The 16032-nt window shown below is 72.6% G+C and carries 15 protein-coding genes; 8 read left to right on the top strand and 7 right to left on the bottom strand.

What is annotated here, in order from left to right:
- Positions 1-155: 155 nt before the first annotated feature.
- From IEY61_RS07160 to IEY61_RS07150, 3 genes are all read right to left on the bottom strand, one after another.
- Positions 156-1169, bottom strand: coding sequence for an ABC transporter permease subunit (locus tag IEY61_RS07160; protein WP_189041787.1), 1014 nt, complete (start codon positions 1167-1169; stop codon positions 156-158).
- Positions 1166-2089 (bottom strand): ATP-binding cassette domain-containing protein, encoded by a 924-nt coding sequence (locus tag IEY61_RS07155; protein ID WP_189042071.1) that lies wholly within the window; start codon positions 2087-2089, stop codon positions 1166-1168. The genes IEY61_RS07160 and IEY61_RS07155 overlap by 4 nt, the downstream gene beginning before the upstream one ends.
- A 253-nt stretch (positions 2090-2342) precedes the next feature.
- On the bottom strand, positions 2343-3128 hold the full coding sequence (locus IEY61_RS07150) for a DeoR/GlpR family DNA-binding transcription regulator (RefSeq protein WP_189041786.1): 786 nt from the start codon (positions 3126-3128) through the stop codon (positions 2343-2345).
- 195 nt (positions 3129-3323) lie between these two features.
- Here IEY61_RS07150 and IEY61_RS07145 point away from each other — a divergent pair, with 195 nt between their 5' ends.
- Genes IEY61_RS07145 through nagA form a run of 3 tightly spaced genes read left to right on the top strand, consistent with a single transcriptional unit; the run spans position 3324 to position 6392 of the window.
- The gene (locus IEY61_RS07145) at positions 3324-4253 is read left to right on the top strand and encodes an SIS domain-containing protein (protein ID WP_189041785.1); all 930 of its coding nucleotides are present in this window, start codon (positions 3324-3326) and stop codon (positions 4251-4253) included.
- 43 nt (positions 4254-4296) lie between these two features.
- Positions 4297-5289 carry an ROK family protein gene (locus tag IEY61_RS07140; protein ID WP_189041784.1) on the top strand — a complete coding sequence of 331 codons (993 nt, stop codon included), beginning with the start codon at positions 4297-4299 and terminating at the stop codon, positions 5287-5289.
- Positions 5286-6392 (top strand): N-acetylglucosamine-6-phosphate deacetylase, encoded by a 1107-nt coding sequence (nagA, locus tag IEY61_RS07135; protein ID WP_189041783.1) that lies wholly within the window; start codon positions 5286-5288, stop codon positions 6390-6392. The genes IEY61_RS07140 and nagA overlap by 4 nt, the downstream gene beginning before the upstream one ends.
- A 9-nt stretch (positions 6393-6401) precedes the next feature.
- On the opposite strand, the gene IEY61_RS07130 is transcribed toward nagA, so the two are convergent.
- Positions 6402-7610, bottom strand: a complete 1209-nt coding sequence (locus IEY61_RS07130; RefSeq protein WP_189041781.1) for a DUF4032 domain-containing protein — start codon at positions 7608-7610, stop codon at positions 6402-6404.
- A 101-nt stretch (positions 7611-7711) separates the two neighbouring features.
- On the opposite strand from IEY61_RS07130, the gene IEY61_RS07125 reads away from it, so the two are divergent.
- Together IEY61_RS07125 and IEY61_RS07120 are read left to right on the top strand one after the other, a co-directional pair.
- Complete coding sequence (locus IEY61_RS07125; protein WP_229705756.1) at positions 7712-8488, top strand: phosphatase PAP2 family protein; 777 nt, start codon at positions 7712-7714, stop codon at positions 8486-8488.
- 9 nt (positions 8489-8497) lie between these two features.
- Complete coding sequence (locus IEY61_RS07120) at positions 8498-9730, top strand: APC family permease (protein ID WP_189041777.1); 1233 nt, start codon at positions 8498-8500, stop codon at positions 9728-9730.
- 142 nt (positions 9731-9872) lie between these two features.
- On the opposite strand, the gene IEY61_RS07115 is transcribed toward IEY61_RS07120, so the two are convergent.
- Positions 9873-11654: a potassium channel protein gene (locus IEY61_RS07115; RefSeq protein WP_189041776.1), complete on the bottom strand. Its 1782-nt coding sequence runs from the start codon at positions 11652-11654 to the stop codon at positions 9873-9875.
- Between the two features lie 101 nt (positions 11655-11755).
- Between IEY61_RS07115 and IEY61_RS07110 the strand changes: the two genes are divergently transcribed.
- Both IEY61_RS07110 and IEY61_RS07105 read left to right on the top strand, forming a co-directional pair.
- The gene (locus tag IEY61_RS07110) at positions 11756-12223 is read left to right on the top strand and encodes an MSMEG_6728 family protein (RefSeq protein ID WP_189041775.1); all 468 of its coding nucleotides are present in this window, start codon (positions 11756-11758) and stop codon (positions 12221-12223) included.
- A gap of 108 nt (positions 12224-12331) precedes the next feature.
- The gene (locus IEY61_RS07105) at positions 12332-13855 is read left to right on the top strand and encodes an FAD-dependent oxidoreductase (protein ID WP_189041774.1); all 1524 of its coding nucleotides are present in this window, start codon (positions 12332-12334) and stop codon (positions 13853-13855) included.
- A 12-nt stretch (positions 13856-13867) separates the two neighbouring features.
- Here IEY61_RS07105 and IEY61_RS07100 read toward each other — a convergent pair whose 3' ends face one another.
- Positions 13868-14503 carry a TetR/AcrR family transcriptional regulator gene (locus IEY61_RS07100; RefSeq protein ID WP_189041773.1) on the bottom strand — a complete coding sequence of 212 codons (636 nt, stop codon included), beginning with the start codon at positions 14501-14503 and terminating at the stop codon, positions 13868-13870.
- A 60-nt stretch (positions 14504-14563) separates the two neighbouring features.
- Between IEY61_RS07100 and IEY61_RS07095 the strand changes: the two genes are divergently transcribed.
- Complete coding sequence (locus IEY61_RS07095; protein WP_189041772.1) at positions 14564-15124, top strand: peroxiredoxin-like family protein; 561 nt, start codon at positions 14564-14566, stop codon at positions 15122-15124.
- Between the two features lie 54 nt (positions 15125-15178).
- Here the strand turns inward: IEY61_RS07095 and IEY61_RS07090 are convergent, their stop codons facing one another.
- Entirely contained in the window at positions 15179-15949 is a 771-nt protein-coding gene (locus tag IEY61_RS07090) for an enoyl-CoA hydratase/isomerase family protein (RefSeq protein WP_189041771.1), read from the bottom strand.
- Positions 15950-16032: the final 83 nt, after the last annotated feature.

The raw sequence follows: 16032 nt of genomic DNA, 5'->3' as shown, positions 1-16032 counted from the left end.
CGGGCGCATCGGGAGCGTGGCCGGCCGCCGGAAAACCCGGTGGCGGTCCGTGCGGAACGCCCGGTGGCGGTCCGTGCGGAACACCCGGTGGCGGTCCGTGCGGAACACCCGCCGTGGGCGCGATCCGGGGAGGGAGGAATCGCGCCCACGGCCTCTCAGGCGACGTCCCGCCGGCGCATCGTCCAGAGCGCCGCGCCGAGGAACAACACCACCCCGACGGTGAACAGCACCGACGAATGCTGCCAGGTGAGTTCCAGGATGGCCGGCTTGCACTCACCGGTGTAGGTGGCCTCGCAGGACCGCCAGTCCTCGAGCGTGACTGTCTTCCTCATCCAGGAGTACGCGTACGTGGGCAACAGCCAGGCCTGCGCGAACCGGACCTGGGCCATGGACAGCAGGATGGCGAGCCCGACCTGGCCGACGATCAGAACCGCGACCGCCCCGCCGAGCGCCATCGCGGTGTGCCGGCCGAGCGAGGCCAGGGCGAAGCCCACCGTCGCCGCCACCAGCACCAGCACCACGCCGCGCAGCCCGGTGAGCAGGAACGACTGCCATGCTCCGGAGGTCACCCCCTCGGTGGTCCCGCGCCAGTTGGCGACCAGCCAGAGGCTACCGAACCAGGCCGCCGTGGCGGGCACGGCCAGGGCGAGCAGCCCGGCCAGCAGCGCGCCCAGCTTGGTCAGCAGGACGGTCAGCCGCTTCGGGCGCCAGAGCAGCAAGTTCATCATCCCGCCGGTGTTCCATTCGGCACCGACGAAGGATGCACCCACCACGAAGCCGACCATGGCCAGGATTCCCGCGAGCGGGATCAGCATCTCCTCGAAGGATTCCCGGAAGACGAAGGTCGACGGCAGGAACCACTTCTCCTCGATGGCCTCCCGCGGCGGTCCGGTGATCTCCGCGCAGTCGGGCGGGTAGTAGTCGACGTTCTCGCCCGCTGCCTTGGCCCGCTCGCAGTTGGCCCGCTCCTGCTCGGCCCACTGCATCTGCTCCTGGTGCTGCTGGTCGGCGGAACGCTTGGCCTCGGCCCACTGGTCGGGGCCGATCTTCTGGTTGGTGAAGAACAGGCCCACCACGATGAGGGCCAGCACCAGCAGGCCGCCCGCCGTCATCCAGCGGGTGAAACGCCGCTTGGCCAGCCGGCGCAACTCGGTACGGAAGAGACTCACGCGCCCCAACCTCCCCCGGTGGGGGCGGAGGAGTCCGCCCCATCGACTCGTACGGACTGGTCGACCTGTCGGTGCTGGCCGGGTACTGGCGCGGTGTTGGTCAGTTCGAGGAAGACGCTCTCCAGGTCGACCGCGACCGGAGCGAGTTCGCTGACGTAGAGGCCCTGCTCGGCCAGGAGCCGGGTGACCGTGGCCGGCTTGTCCACTCCGGTCAGCATCAGGTGGTCCGGGTTGGCGGACACGCGGTGACCGGACTTCTGCAGCACGGCGGCGGCGACCGGCAGGTCCGTGACGGCCTCCAGGCGGACCCGGACCGAGCCGGAGGAGTGCTGCGCCAACACCTCGTCGACCGGGCCGAAGGCGACCCGCCGGCCCAGCGAGATGATGGTGACCGAGTCACAGATCAGCTGGATCTCGCCGAGAATGTGGCTGGAGAGCACCACGGTCATCCCCGATTCGGCGAGGTTGCGCACGAGCGTACGCATCTCCCGGATGCCGCCCGGGTCGAGGCCGTTGGCCGGCTCGTCGAGGATCAGCAGCTTCGGGTTCTTCAGCAGGGCCGAGGCGACCGCGAGCCGCTGTTTCATGCCGAGCGAGTACGTCTTGACCCGCTCGCCGGCCCGGTCGCGTAGTCCGACCAACTCCAGCACCTCGTCGACCCGCTGCACCGGCACCTCGCCGGCGCTGGCCAGCAGGGTGAGGGTGTCCCGGGCGGTGAAGTGCGGGAAGAACTGTGGACTCTCCACGATCGCACCGACATGGCCGGCGATCTGGGGCAGCGCCGCCGGCACCTCGTGGCCGAGGATGGTCATCCGGCCGCCGTCCGGCCGGATGAGGCCGAGCAGCGTACGCAATGTGGTGGTCTTCCCCGACCCGTTGGGGCCGAGAAAGCCGTGGACCTGGCCCGCCTCGACCCGCATGTCGAAGCCGTCCAGGGCGTTGCGGGTGCCGCGTCGTCGACTGCGGTACGTCTTTCGTAGACCTTCGATTTCCAGGACAGCTGGCAAGCTGCACCTCCCCCGTTGGTGTGTGGGCAACGATCGACACCATACGCGGTATGCAGACGGAGGCGATACCTGGTATGCAGCGGCGCGCCGGAGGGCGACTGTCGCGGCTGTTAAAAGGGGGCCCCTGCTATACCGGAGGCGTTAAAAGGGGGCCCTTCCTTGCACCTCAGGCGCAGATGACGTGGACGCCGGCGGTGCGGAAGGCGTCGATCAGCTCGGGTGCGGAACCCGAGTCGGTGACCAGCGTTTCCACCCGCTCGACGGGGCAGATCCGGGCGAAGGCGTGACCGCCCAGCTTGGACGAGTCGGCGATGATGACCACCCGCTTGGCCCGCGCGACCATCAGGTTGTTCATCGCCGCCTCGCCCTCGTGGTGGGCGGCGGCGCCGAGCTGCGGGTCGATCGCGTCCACGCCGAGCAGCGCCACGTCCAGGGTGACCTCGCGCAGCAGCGCCCCGCCCAACGGCCCGACCAGCTCGAAGGACTTCGGCCGCACCACCCCGCCGGCCACCACGACCTTCATCCGGGAGCGGACCAGCAGCTCGTTGGCGATGTTCAGCGCGTTGGTGACCACGGTCAACTGGGCACCTTCGGCGTTGGTGTTGAGATCCGGGCGGACAGCCAGCGCCCGGGCCACCTCGGTGCTGGTGGTGCCGCCGTTGAGGCCGACCACCGTGCCCGGCGAGACCAGCGCCGCGGCGGCCGCGCCGATGCGCTGCTTCTCGGCCGAGTGCTTGGCCGTCTTGTACCGCAGCGGCAGGTCGTACGAGACCCCGTTGGCGACCGCACCACCCCGGGTGCGCGTGATCATCTGCTGTTGGGCGAGCTGGTCGAAGTCCCGGCGAATGGTCGCCTGGGAGACGTCCAGTCGTTCGGCGGCCTTCTCGACGGTGATCCGACCGGACTCGGTCAGCATCTCGAGCAGGGCGTTCCATCTCGCGTAACGGTCCACCCCGAGCCTCCGTGTCTGCACGAACGGTGATTGGTTGCGTGCACACTAGTGCTCGAAACTACGATGAGGCAAAACCCTGGGCTGCTCGATCGCGCGCCCAGTTGCTATTCCCACCAGATTTCACGCACAATGAACGCTCGAAAGGTGGGATAAACGAGCCGTATTGCGCAACGGTCCGCCGGGCAAGGAGTTCTCATGGCTTACGTTCACACAGAGATCGCGAGTCAGCCGGGCTGCTGGCGCCAGGCCGGCGAACTCGCCCCCAGCGTGCTCGACCGACTGCCCCGCCCCGGCGAGCGGGTCGCCGTCGTCGGCTGCGGCACGTCGTGGTTCATGGGAATGGCGTACGCGGCCCGCCGGGAGGCCGCCGGCCAGGGCGAAACGGACGCCTTCCAGGCCAGCGAGTACCCCGCCGACCGCCGCTACGACCGGCTGCTGGCGATCACCCGCTCCGGCACCACGACCGAGGTGCTGGACCTGCTCGCCGCGCTGCGCGGGCGGACCCCGACCACGGTGCTGGTCGGCGACCCCGGCTCTCCCGCCGCGAGTCTCGCGGACGCCGCCGTCACCATGCCCTTCGCCGACGAACGCTCGGTGGTGCAGACCCGTTTCGCCACCACCGTGCTGGCCCTGCTCCGCGCCCACCTCGGCGACAACATCACGGCCCTGGTCGCCGACGCGGAGGTCGCCGTGCGCGCCCCGCTACCGATCGACCCGGCCCTGATCGAACAGGTCACCTTCCTCGGCCGGGGCTGGACGATCGGACTGGCCCAGGAGGCGGCGCTGAAGTGCCGCGAGGCCGCCACGTTCTGGGCCGAGGCGTACCCGGCGATGGACTACCGGCACGGCCCGATCGCCGTGGCCGCCCCCGGCCGGCTGGTCTGGGCCTTCGGTGAACTGCCCGACGGACTGCCCGAGGACGTCGCCGCCACCGGCGCGGCGTTCGCGCACAGCCGCACCCACGGGGTGCGCACCGTGCTGGGCCGCTGGGCCGCCGGTCGTACCCCGGTCGACCCGATGGCCGACCTGATCCTGGCGCAGCGATTCGCCATCGCCCTGGCGGCCAGTCGCGGGCTCGACCCGGACGCGCCCCGGCACCTGAGCCGCTCCGTGGTCCTCACGTGAGGCAGCGCGCTCGCGCCGGGACCCGGCGTGGTGACATGTCGGCATGAGCGTCGGCGACGTCGCCGTCGCACTGGATGTGGGCGGCACCGGGATGAAGTGCGCGCTCATCGGCGTCGACGGTGCCGTGGTCCACACCGAGCGACACCCGACCGACGCCGGGCGCGGTCCCGACGCCGTGGTCGACACGATCCTGGCCGTGGCGCAGGGACTGGCCGGCAGGGCGCGCGCGGACGGGCTCACCCCGGCCGCGCTCGGCATCGTGGTGCCGGGCGTCGTCGACGAGGCACGCGGCGTCGCGGTCTGGTCGGCGAACGTCGGCTTCCGGGACGTACCCCTGCGTGAGCTGGCGTCCGCGCGACTCGGCCTGCCCACGGCGCTCGGCCACGACGTGCGCGCGGGCGGCCTCGCCGAGGCGCGGATGGGCGCCGGCCGCGACGCCGGGCACGTGCTCTTCGTGGCGATCGGTACCGGCATCGCCGCCGCGCACGTGGTCGCCGGCTCGGCCACCACCGGCGTGCACGGCGCCGCCGGAGAACTCGGCCACATCCTGGTCCGCCCGGACGGGCCGGTCTGCGGCTGCGGGCGTCCGGGCTGCCTGGAGGCGATCGCCTCCGCCTCGGCCGTCGCCCGCCGCTACGGCGACCTCACCGGCACTGCGGCGGCCCGGTTCGCCGACACCACATCGGACGATGGGTCCGCCGCCGGACCGACGTCGGGACGGACCATGGTGACCGCCGCCCAGGTGGCCACCCGGGCGGCGGCGGGCGAGGAACTCGCCAGCCGGGTCTGGCGGGAGGCCGTCGAGGCGCTGGCCGACGGTCTGGCCACCGCCCAGGCGCTCTTCGACGTGGAGACGATCGTCCTGGGCGGCGGCCTCGCCCAGGCCGGCACCGGGTTGTTCGACCCGCTGCGTACCGCGCTGCGGGACCGTCTGACCTTTCACCGGGAGCCACAACTGGTCCCGGCCGCTCTCGGCGACGAGGCCGGATGCCTCGGCGCCGCCCTGCTCGCCCTCGACCAACTGGAGACGAGATGACCCTTCGGGTGAACGGCAAGGTGGTGACCCCGACGGGGGTGATCCGGCAGGGCTGCGTCGAGGTCAGAGGCGACCGGATCAGCGCGGTCGCCGAGTATCCGTCGGTCCGCGACGGCCACTGGATCGTGCCCGGTTTCGTGGACATCCACACCCACGGCGGCGGCGGGCACACCTTCACCACCGGTGACGCCGACTCCGCCCGGGCCGCCGCCGCGTTCCACCTGAACCACGGCACCACCAGCCTGCTGGCCAGCCTGGTCAGCGCGCCCTTCGAGCTGATGCGCTCGGCCACCACGGCCTTCGCGCCGCTGGTCCGGGAGGAGGTGCTGGCCGGCATCCACTTCGAGGGGCCGTACCTGTCCGCCGTCCGGTGCGGCGCGCAGAACCCGGAGTTCCTCCGTGACCCGTCCACCGACGAGCTGACCGAGCTGCTCAAGCTCGGCGAGGGGGCAGTGCGGATGGTCACCCTCGCCCCCGAGCGCACCGGCGCGCTCGAGGCCATCGGTCTGCTCACCGGGCAGGGTGTGGTCGCCGCGGTGGGCCACACCGACGCCACCTACGAACAGACCTGCGCCGCCGTGGCGGCCGGCGCGAGCGTCGGCACCCACCTGTTCAACGGGATGCGCCCGGTGCACCACCGGGACCCGGGGCCGGCGGTGGCGCTGCTCACCGCGCCGAACGTGTTCTGCGAGCTGGTCGCCGACGGGGTGCACCTGCACAAGGGGACCCTCACCTTCGCCGTCGCGACCGCCGGTCCGGAACGGTGCGCGCTGGTGACCGACGCGATGGCCGCCGCCGGCATGCCCGACGGCGAGTACGAGCTGGGCGGCCAGGCGGTGACCGTCGTCGACGGCCAGGCCCGCCTCGCCGACGGCACGATCGCCGGCAGCACGCTCACCATGGACGCGGCGCTGCGCCACGCGGTGGCCGTCGGCATGCCGGTGCCCGACGCGGTACGCATGGTGTCCACCACCCCGGCCCTGGCCGTCGGCCTCGGCAACCGGGTCGGCGCCCTCACCGCCGGTCTGCGCGCCGACCTGGTCGTGCTCGACGAGGAGCTGAACGTGGTGCAGGTGATGCGCGCCGGCGAATGGGTGCGGTGACGGGAGCCCTCAGGCCTTCGACATCTCGACGCCGAGGACGGCCTGCTCGTCGGGGCGGTGCACCAACACGTCGGTCAGGTACGACTGCACCGCGTGCCGCATCCCCACGTCCCGCCCGGCCCGCTCGGAGAGCAGCCACTTGTGCTCGATGATCTGGGCGAACAGCTCCTGCGGCTCCAGCTTGCGCCGCAGGTCAGCGGGGACCGCCCGGACCACCGGCTCGAACACCTCGGTCAGCCAGCGGTGGGCGGCCTGCTGCTCGTCGGTCAGGTCGCTCTCCGCCCGGTACGCGTCGAGGTCGTTGAGCAGCTTGCGGGCCTGGTTCTCCTCGGCGTCCAGGCCGGTGAGCCGGAGCAGCCGGCGGTGGTGGTAGCCGGCGTCGACGACCTTCGGCCGGACCAGGTACCGCCCGTTGCCCATGGTCGACATGGCCACCTCGGCCACGTCGAAGCCCATCTCGTTGAGCCGGCGGATGCGCCCCTCGATGTCGTGCCGGGCTTCCCGCTCGACCTGCTGCTCGTAGGTGATCTCGTGCCAGAGCCGCTCGTAGCGCTGCACGACCTCCTCGGAGACCATCTCGGGGTCGATCGAGTCGTGCAGCAGGCCGGCGGCCTGTAGATCCAGCGCCTCGCCGAAGATGTTGACCCGGGCGATCTCCAGATCCTCACCACGCTGACCGTTGGAGAGCACGGTGCGCAGCGCCCCGGTCTCCGCGTCCACCAGATACGCGGCGAAGGCACCGGCGTCGCGCCGGAACAGCGTGTTGGACAGCGAGCAGTCGCCCCAGAAGAAGCCGGTCAGATGCATCCGGACCAGCAGCGCGGCGAGCGCGTCGAGCAGCCGGCCCATCGTCTCCGGCCGCAGCGTGTGGGAGAACAGCGCCCGGTAGGGCAGGGAGAACTGAAGATGCCGGGTGATCAGCACCGGGTCGAGCGGCTCACCGGCGTCGGACTCCCGGTCGGCGACGATCGCCACCGCCCGCACCGACGGAAAGTCGATCCGCTCCAGGGCGCGCAGCAGGTCGTACTCCCGCTCGGCCACCCGCTCGCCGGTCTCCTTGACCGCGTAGACGTACCCGCCCAGTCGCACGAAGCGCACCACGTGCCGGGAGATGCCCTGCGGCAGCGCGACCAGATGTTCAGCCGGCCACTGCTCCAGCGGCGTCGACCAGGGGAGGTCGAGCAGCGCCGGGTCGACGAGAGCCGAAGTGATCCGCACGCGTCCAGTCTGACGCGTACCCGGCCGGAACGCTTCCCCACGTGGTTCGGCCCACAGCCACCCCGCACCGCTCGGGTCGGCCACCACGTCGGGCCGGTAGCGTGATCCGGGTGCGGGAGACGACACCGGTACGCGGCAGGTTACGCCCGGCACCGGTACGCCCGGCCGGCTGGTGGTTCGACGCCGTGCTGCTGGCCGCCCTGGTCGCGCTGACCGCCGCGCTCGCCGCCGGCATGTTCTTCGGCATCGACCGCGCGGTGGCCGACTGGGCCGACGCACACCGGCCCACCGCCGCCCGGTGGATCGCGATCGTCCTCAACTACCTCGGTCAGGGCACCCCGCTGACGTTGATCGCGACCGGTCTGGCGGCGTTGCTGGCCGTCCGGCTGCGCTCGGTGCGCCCCCTGCTCGTACCGGTGGCCGCCTTCGTGCTCACCCTCCTGACCATCGGCCCACTGAAGGTGTGGACGGCCCGGCCCGCGCCGAGCGCCAGCAGCAAGGAACCGTTCCTGCCGGCGGAGCAGACCCTCCCGCTCTTCCAGGACGACCTGCCGGTCCGGTTCGCCCAGTCGTACCCGTCCGGGCACGTCGCCAACGCGATCGTCTGGTACGGCGTGATCGCAGTGCTGCTCGCTCCGCTGCTGGCCGGCCTCGGCCGCGCGATGCCCCGCCGGCTGGTGCTCGTGGTCCGGATCGTGCCGCCGGCAGTGGTCCTCTGCACCACGACCTACCTGGGCTGGCACTGGTTGACCGACTCGGTGGCCGGGCTGCTGCTGGGGCTGCTGCTGGACCGGCTGCTGCACCGGGTGCCCTGGGACGACCTGCCGCTGCCCGATCCGTTACGCAACTGGAGTGGCCCGTTCACCACGCGGCCCTAGGCTGCGGCCGTGGATCAGCTTGCCCGCCGGTTGGGCGTACCGGATGCCGTGGTCATCGGTCTGGGGTCGATGCTCGGCGCGGGCATCTTCGTGGTCTTCGCCCCCGCCGCCGCGGCGGCTGGTGGCGTCGGCCTGCTGGTGGCGCTCCTGCTCGCCGGTTTCATCGCCTACTGCAACGCGACCAGCTCAGCGCGGCTCGCCGCCCGCTACCCCGAGTCCGGCGGCACCTACGTGTACGGCCGGGAACGGCTCAACCCGTTCGCCGGGTTCCTCGCCGGTTGGGGCTTCGTGATCGGCAAGACGGCCAGTTGCGCGGCGATGGCGCTGACCATCGGGGCGTACCTCTGGCCGGGGCAGGCCCGACTCGTCGCGGTCGCCGCCGTCGTCGCGGTGACCGGGGTGAACCTCCGGGGCGTGACGAAGACCGCGACCGCCACCCGGGTCCTGGTGCTGGTCGTGCTGGCGGTGCTGACCCTGGTCGCGGTGGCCGGTGCGACCGACGTGTCGGCCGCCCGGTTCGATCAGCCCGGCGGCTCGGCCCGGGGCGTGCTCACCGCAGCGGGCCTGCTCTTCTTCGCCTTCGCCGGGTACGCGCGGATCGCCACCCTCGGCGAGGAGGTACTCGAGCCGGAGCGGACCATCCCCCGGGCGGTGCCGCTGGCACTCGGCATGGTGCTGGTGATCTACCTGCTGCTGGCCGTGATCACGCTCGGCGTGCTCGGGCCGGCCCAACTGGCCAGTTCCGCCGCGCCCCTGGCCGACGTGGTGACCGCCGCCGGGCTGCCCGGCCTTGCCTGGGTGGTCCGCGCCGGGGCGGCCGTCGCGGTCACCGGGGTGCTGCTCTCCCTGGTCGCAGGGGTCGGCCGAACCACCCTGGCGATGGCCCGCCGCCGCGACCTGCCTACCGCGCTGGCCGCCGTGCACCCTGTGCACCAGGTGCCGCACCGGGCCGAGTTGGCGGTGGCCGCCGTGGTGATCCTGGTGGTCGTGCTGGCCGACGTGCGGGGAGCGATCGGCTTCTCCAGCGTCACCGTGCTGGTCTACTACGCCATCACCAACGCCGCCGCACTGACGCTCGGCCGCGAACCGGCCCGAAAGCTGCCGGTGCAGGCGCTGGCCGTGATCGGGCTCGTCGGCTGCGTACTGCTCGCGGTCAACCTGCCACTGGCCAGCGTGCTCGCCGGCTTCGGCGTGCTCGCCCTCGGCGCCGCCTGGTACGCCCTCCGCCCCGCCCGCCACTGACCGTCCGGGTCAGCTCCTGGCCCTTACCCGGCTCCTGGCCCTTACCCGGCCGGGGGGAGGCACTACTCGTTGAAGCCGTCATGTCACAGAGACATATTTATGTCTGTGTGACATGACGGTCACTCGACTATGTGCTTCTGGTCTATTCCGCTGTTTCACGCGGCTCGGGAGCGCCGCGCGGGGTCTCCGGCTCGGGTGGGGCGGCCTTGCGGAGCAGGGCGTTCAGGCCGGCCCGACGGGCCATCACGGTCAGCCGGTCCCCGGCGACGATCACCCGGCGTCGCTCGGGCGTCCAGTCGTACCGCTGGCCGGCGCGGGCGTGCGCGAGCAGGCGTACGCTCCCGGTCTTGTTCACTGCGGCGAGCGGCTGCCCGTCCAGGGCCGAGCCGGCCGCCACCGGGACCTCGGTGACCAGCAGGGCGTGCCGGCCGACCGGGATGGTGGCGATCACCGCCCGGTCCAGCAGCGCGGCGGCGAACGACGGGGCGGCCAGGTAGGAGACGCTGCGCGAGGTGCCGATGCCGAAGGCGCGCTGCACCCGCTCGGCGAAGTCGCCGTCGAACAGCCGCAGCACCACCCGGAGCTGGTCGTTGATGGTCCGGCCATTCAGCGCCGCCCGCAGGTTGGCCCCGTCGTCGGTGGAGACCACGACCAGGGCCTGGCAGGTGGCCACCGAGGCGGCGCGCAACGTCTCCTCCTGCGCCGCGTCCCCCACCACCAGCGGTACGCCCAGCCGCCGGGCGAGTCCGGCGCCGCGCGCGTCCGGGTTCTTGTCGATCGCCACCACCTCGAGGCCGAAGTCGTTGAGCTGGGCCATCACCCGGGTGCCGATGTTGCCCAGCCCCACCACCACGACGTGCCCGGAACGCTCCGGCAGGATCCGCCCGGTGTGCAGGGCCAGCCGGGCGTTGACCACCCCGTCGACCACCACCGCGGTGATCAGCGGAATCAGCGCCAGCCCGGCGAGGTTGAGCACCACCTGCATGATCTGTTCGGCGGCGCCCTTGGCAGTGTCCGGGTCCTGCCCGGTGAGGGTGGTGACCAGGGCCAGGTACACCGCGTCGGCCAGGCTGACGTGCGCCGCGTTGGCGTACAGCCCACCGAGCAGGCCCACCACCGCGAGCAGCAGGATCACCGCGACGCCGATCTTGCGGGTGGCGAAGCTGCGGACCGCCCGCAGCACCATCGCCACCGGGCGGCGACGCCGCCGGGCCCGGGCCATCCGGCGTGCGGCCAGCTCGGCGCCCGCCGGTCGGCCGGCCGCCTCGGCGAGCACCACGTCGGCGTCCCGGCCATGCGTCGGCAGCAGCAGCACCTGCTGCGGATCGCGGGTGTCGGCCACCCCGCAGACGATCTCGTTCGGCCGTACGTCGTCCCGGCGCGCCACGTAGAGGGTGCGTCCGCCGTGCCGGAAGTGGGTGGGCGCGACCTCGCCGAGCGCGGCGGCCACGAACGCCGGGGCCGCCATCGAGGTGTCCGAGAGCACCGCCGAGTCGGGGAAGATCTGCCGGACCCCGTTGGCCAGGCCGGTGTTGAACATCCGCACCACCAGGCGCAGCCGGGGCTCGACCTCCTGAGCGCACAGGGCGGCGTGCATGTTGCCCACGTCGTCCTGATGCAGCAGGGCCAGCCCTTCCGCCCCGGCCAGACCGGCCCGGCGGAAGGCGATCTCGTCCAGCCGGTCGGCCCGGATCACCTCGACCCCGGCCAGGTCACGGCCGTCCGGCCCGGGAGAGCGCCGACGCTCGGGCACGATCAGCGTGATCCGCAACCGCCCGGCCTGTGTCTCGCCGCCGCGCAACGCCCGCACCACCCAGTAGGCGAGCGGATCCTGGCCGCAGATCACGTAGTGCGCCCGAGGCTCACCGTTGGCCCGTAACCGGCGGCCGGCTCGCAGGGCCCGATCGAGCAGCGGCTCCGGCATGCCCGCATGGTAGCCACCGGGTCGCCCCCCGCGCAGCCCGCTGATGATCTTGGACTGCACTGGTCCGGCATGTCCGCGCCGCTGAGGGGTACGGCAGCGGCATGCAGACGTTCCTGCCGTATCCGGACTTCCTGGCCAGCGCTCGAACGCTCGACCAGCGACGGCTCGGCAAACAGCGGGTCGAGGCGATCCAGGTGCTGCGCGCGCTGACCTGGCCCGGGTACGGCTGGCGCAACCACCCGGCGGTGAAGATGTGGACCGGGTACGAGGAGGCCGTGACCCGCTACGGACTGGACGTCTGCGAGGTCTGGTGCGCTGCCGGCCGGGCCGACACCTGCGCCGCGACCCTGACCGCCGACCTCGCCGCCGCCCGCGGCATCGAGCACGTCCGGTCCCAGCAGGAGCTGGCGGTCGCCGGTGAACTGCCGCCCTGGCTCGGCCGCACGGACCTGCACCTGAGCCACCGCTCGGCGCTGCTACGCAAGGACCCGGCCCACTACCGCCCGATCTTCGGCCCCGACGTCCCCGACAACCTCGACTACGTCTGGCCCCCCTCCGACCGGATGTAGGGAGGGGCCCCTTGTTAACGCCTCGTGAGGTACCGGGGCCCCCTATTAACAACCAGCCGTTTTCCGTACATCTCGGGCAGACTGAGGAGGTCGAGCCGGGAGGTGCGGATGACGCTGTCGCAGGTGGTCGGCCGGCTCATCGGCGTACGCCCGCACCGGATGGACCCGGGCGGCGGCCCTGACCGCGTGCCGCGACCGGCCACCGCAGTGGTCGTCGGCGGCGGGATCGCCGGCATGTCCGCGGCCGTGGTCCTCGCCGAACGGGGCGTCCAGGTGACCGTGCTGGAGGCCGCGCCCACCCTGGGCGGCCGGTTGGGCGCCTGGCCGGAAACGCTCGCCGACGGCAGCAGCCAGGTCAACGAGCACGGTTTCCACGCGTTCTTCCGGCAGTACTACAACTGGCGCAACATCCTGCGCCGGATCGACCCGGCGCTGCGCTTCCTGCGGCCCGTGCCGGGTTACCCGGTGCTCAGCGCACGCTGGCCGACCGAGGAGTTCGGGCGGCTGCCGCCCGCCCCACCGGCGAACCTGCTCACCCTGCTGGCCCGCAGCCCCAGCGTGCGGCTGCGCGACCTGCGCGGAATGGACCGGGACGCCGCCCTGCCGCTGCTGGCCTACCATCCGGTACGCACCTACGCCGAGTTCGACCGCGTCACCGCCGAGGAGCTGCTCACCTCGCTACGGTTGCCGGACCGGGCGCGGGCGATGCTCTTCGAGGTCTTCTCCCACTCGTTCTTCAACCACGAGGCGGAGATGTCGGCCGCCGAGCTGATCGCCCAGTTCCACTTCTACCTGCTCGGCAACCCCGAAGGGCTGGCCTTCGACTGCCCCGACGAGGACTACGCCACGGCGATCTGGGCACCGCTGGCCCGGCACGTCGAGCGCCACGGCGGACGGGTGCTCACCGGCGTCGCGGCGACCGGGCTGGGTCGTGATCCGGCCGGCTGGCGGGTGGCGACCGCCGAGCGGGCGTACCGGGCCGGGCACGTCGTGCTGGCCGTCGACCCGCCGGCGCTCGCCGCGCTGGTCGCGGCCTCCCCCACGCTGGCCGACGCCGCCCCGCAGCTGGTGGCGGCGATGCCCGCGTACGGGCGGCCCGGCCCGCCGTACGCGGTGGCGCGCTACTGGTGCGACGGAGACGTACGCCCCGATCGAGCGATCTTCAGCGGGGTGTCCCGTCAGCCCACGCTGGATTCGGTGACGCTGTACCACCGTTTGGAGCACGAGTCCCGGCGCTGGGCGGAGCGCACCGGCGGCTCGGTCATCGAGCTGCACGCGTACGCCTGCGAGCCGGGCGTGCCCGCGACGGAGCTGGCCGAACGGATGCGCGCCGAGCTGACCGAACTCTGGCCGGAGGCAGGCCGGCTGCGCGTGCGTGAGCTGCACGCCCGGGTGGAGGCGAAGGCACCCGCCTTCGCGGTCGGCAGCCACGCCCGGCGGCCCGGCGTACGCACCGACGCCGATGGGCTCTACCTGGCCGGCGACGGCATCCGCACCGACTTTCCGAGCGCGCTGATGGAACGGGCGGCGGCCACCGGCATCCTCGCGGCGAACCACATCCTGCGGTCGGCGGGCGCCGCCGCCGAGCCACTGTTCTCGGTCCGTCCTCGGGGCCTGCTCGCCCGCCGTTGACCCCACGCGGCGTCAGCCTGGGCGCGGCCGGGGCGGATCGGCCAAACCTCGCAGGAACAGGGCCAGGCCACCGTCGAACTCGGCGTCTGGGCTGATGTGGCGCGCGGTGCGGGCCGTGTCGGCGAGGTACGGGAACGCCTCCGGTGCAAGCTCGGCCAGCACCGCGGTGCCGGGCCCGGCGAGCGGGCCCAGATGTTCCAGCTGGATCGCGCCGAGGAGGTAGCTGAGCAGGCCACGCAGGGCGACCACCCGCCGCTGTCCGGTCAGCCCGGCCTCGGTCAGCAGACCGAGCACGGTTTCCGTCCAGCGCAGCACGGCACGGGAGCGGTGCCGGTGCACGGGCACCAGGGACGCGATCGCCGGATGGGCGGCAACGGCCGCGCGCATCCGGCCCACCATGATCGTGACCCGGTCGGCCCACGGCAGTTCGGGGTCGGGCGGGTCGGTGTCGATCCGGTCGAGCACTCCCTCCACGACCAGCCGTTCCAGCTCGCCCCGATCGTCGACGTAGCGATAGAGGGCCATCGCGCTCATCGACAGCTCGGTGGCGACCGCCCGCATGGTGAACCCGGCGAGCCCGTCGCGGTCGATCACGGTCAACGCCGCCGAGGCGATCCGGTCGGGAGTCAGGGAGCGGGGCCGAGGCATGGCACTTGACACCCTACTGCACCCTCGTAGGTATACGTCGTACGCCTACAGGAGGCCCCGATGCGCACCCCTCTTCCCCGGCCGGCCGTGAGCACCCGGACGCTCACGCCGGTCAACGCCGGACCGGTCGAGCTGCCCGACCCGCAACGGCTGGTCCATCTCCAGTTCCGCCGGTTCGCCGGATGCCCGGTGTGCAACCTGCACCTGCGCTCGGTGGTACGCCGGCACGCCGAGATCGAGGCGGCCGGCGTACGTGAGGTGGTGCTGTTCCACTCTCCGGCCGACGAGTTGCGCGAGCACGTCGCGGACCTGCCGGTCGCCGTGGTCGCCGACCCGGACAAGCGGCTCTACCGGGAGTTCGGGGTCGAGGCGGGACGGCGTGCGCTGCTGAATCCCCGAGCCTGGCTCCCGATCGTCCGCGCGGTGCTGACCGGCGTGTGGCACGTGCTGCGCGGCCGGGAGCGGCTGCCCGCCAGCACACCGCACGGCGGTCGGCTCGGCCTACCAGCCGACTTCCTGGTCGCTCCCGACGGCCGGATCGTTGCCTTCAACTACGGTCGGCACGCCTACGACCAGTGGTCGGTGGACACCCTGCTGGCCCTGGCCGCAGCCCACCGTTGACGGCCCGAGCCGGGGCCCTGGTGCGGATGTGCCCCGGGAGGGCGAGTTGGCAGGTCAGGGGTTGTTGGGAGGAGCCCAGGTGAAACGGGGTGGGCGACGCTCGTGGAACGCGGCCAGGCCTTCCCGGGCCTCGCCGCTGTCCCGCATCTGCCGGTGCCACCAGGCGATCCGGTCGTCGTCGGCCCGGTCGTCGACGATCTCCTTCGCGGCGGCGACGCTGAGCTGCGAACGCTCCGCGATCGTGCCGGTGAGCCCGTCGATCCGGGCGGCCAGCTCGACGCCGGGCAGCACCTCGTCGACCAGGCCGACGCGCAGCGCCCGCCCGGCGTCGACCAGATCGCCGGTGAAGAGCAGATGCTTGGCCGCCGCCGGGCCGATCAGTCGGGCCAGTCGGCGCGTGGTGGGCGGCGGGTAGACCAGGCCGAGCCGGGCCGGTGGTACGCCGAACCGCGCGTCCTCGGCGGCGATCCGCAGGTCGCAGGCGACGGCGAGTTGGCAGCCCCCGCCGACACAGGCGCCCCGGATCGCGGCCACGGTCGGCTTGGCGAAGGCGGCCAGCCGTTCCTCGGCCGCGACCGCGATCGCAAGGTCACCGGTCAGCAACTCCTCCAGCCCACCCAGGTCGGCGCCGGCGCAGAAGGTGCCGTCGGCGCCGGTGAGCACCAGCGCGCGTACCGCCGGATCGGCTTCCAGGCCGTCGAGCAGCACCGGCAGTTGTCGCCACATTGCCGGCGTCATCGCGTTGCGCCGGTCCGGGTTGCGGATCACCACCGTGGCCACCGGCCCTGTCACCTCGACGACCAGCTCGGCGTCCGTCACCGTCATCGTCCCTCCGCCCGGCCGGCGTACGACCCGCACCGGCATTGGCCGCGAGGCTAGCCGCCGTCGGCGGCACCGACGCGGGCAGG

This window comes from Micromonospora sonchi (assembly GCF_014646235.1).
Taxonomy (GTDB): Bacteria; Actinomycetota; Actinomycetes; order Mycobacteriales; family Micromonosporaceae; genus Micromonospora; species Micromonospora sonchi.
The sequence above is the reverse complement of the archived record's forward strand: the minus strand, read 5'-3'. Positions and strand labels throughout refer to the sequence as shown.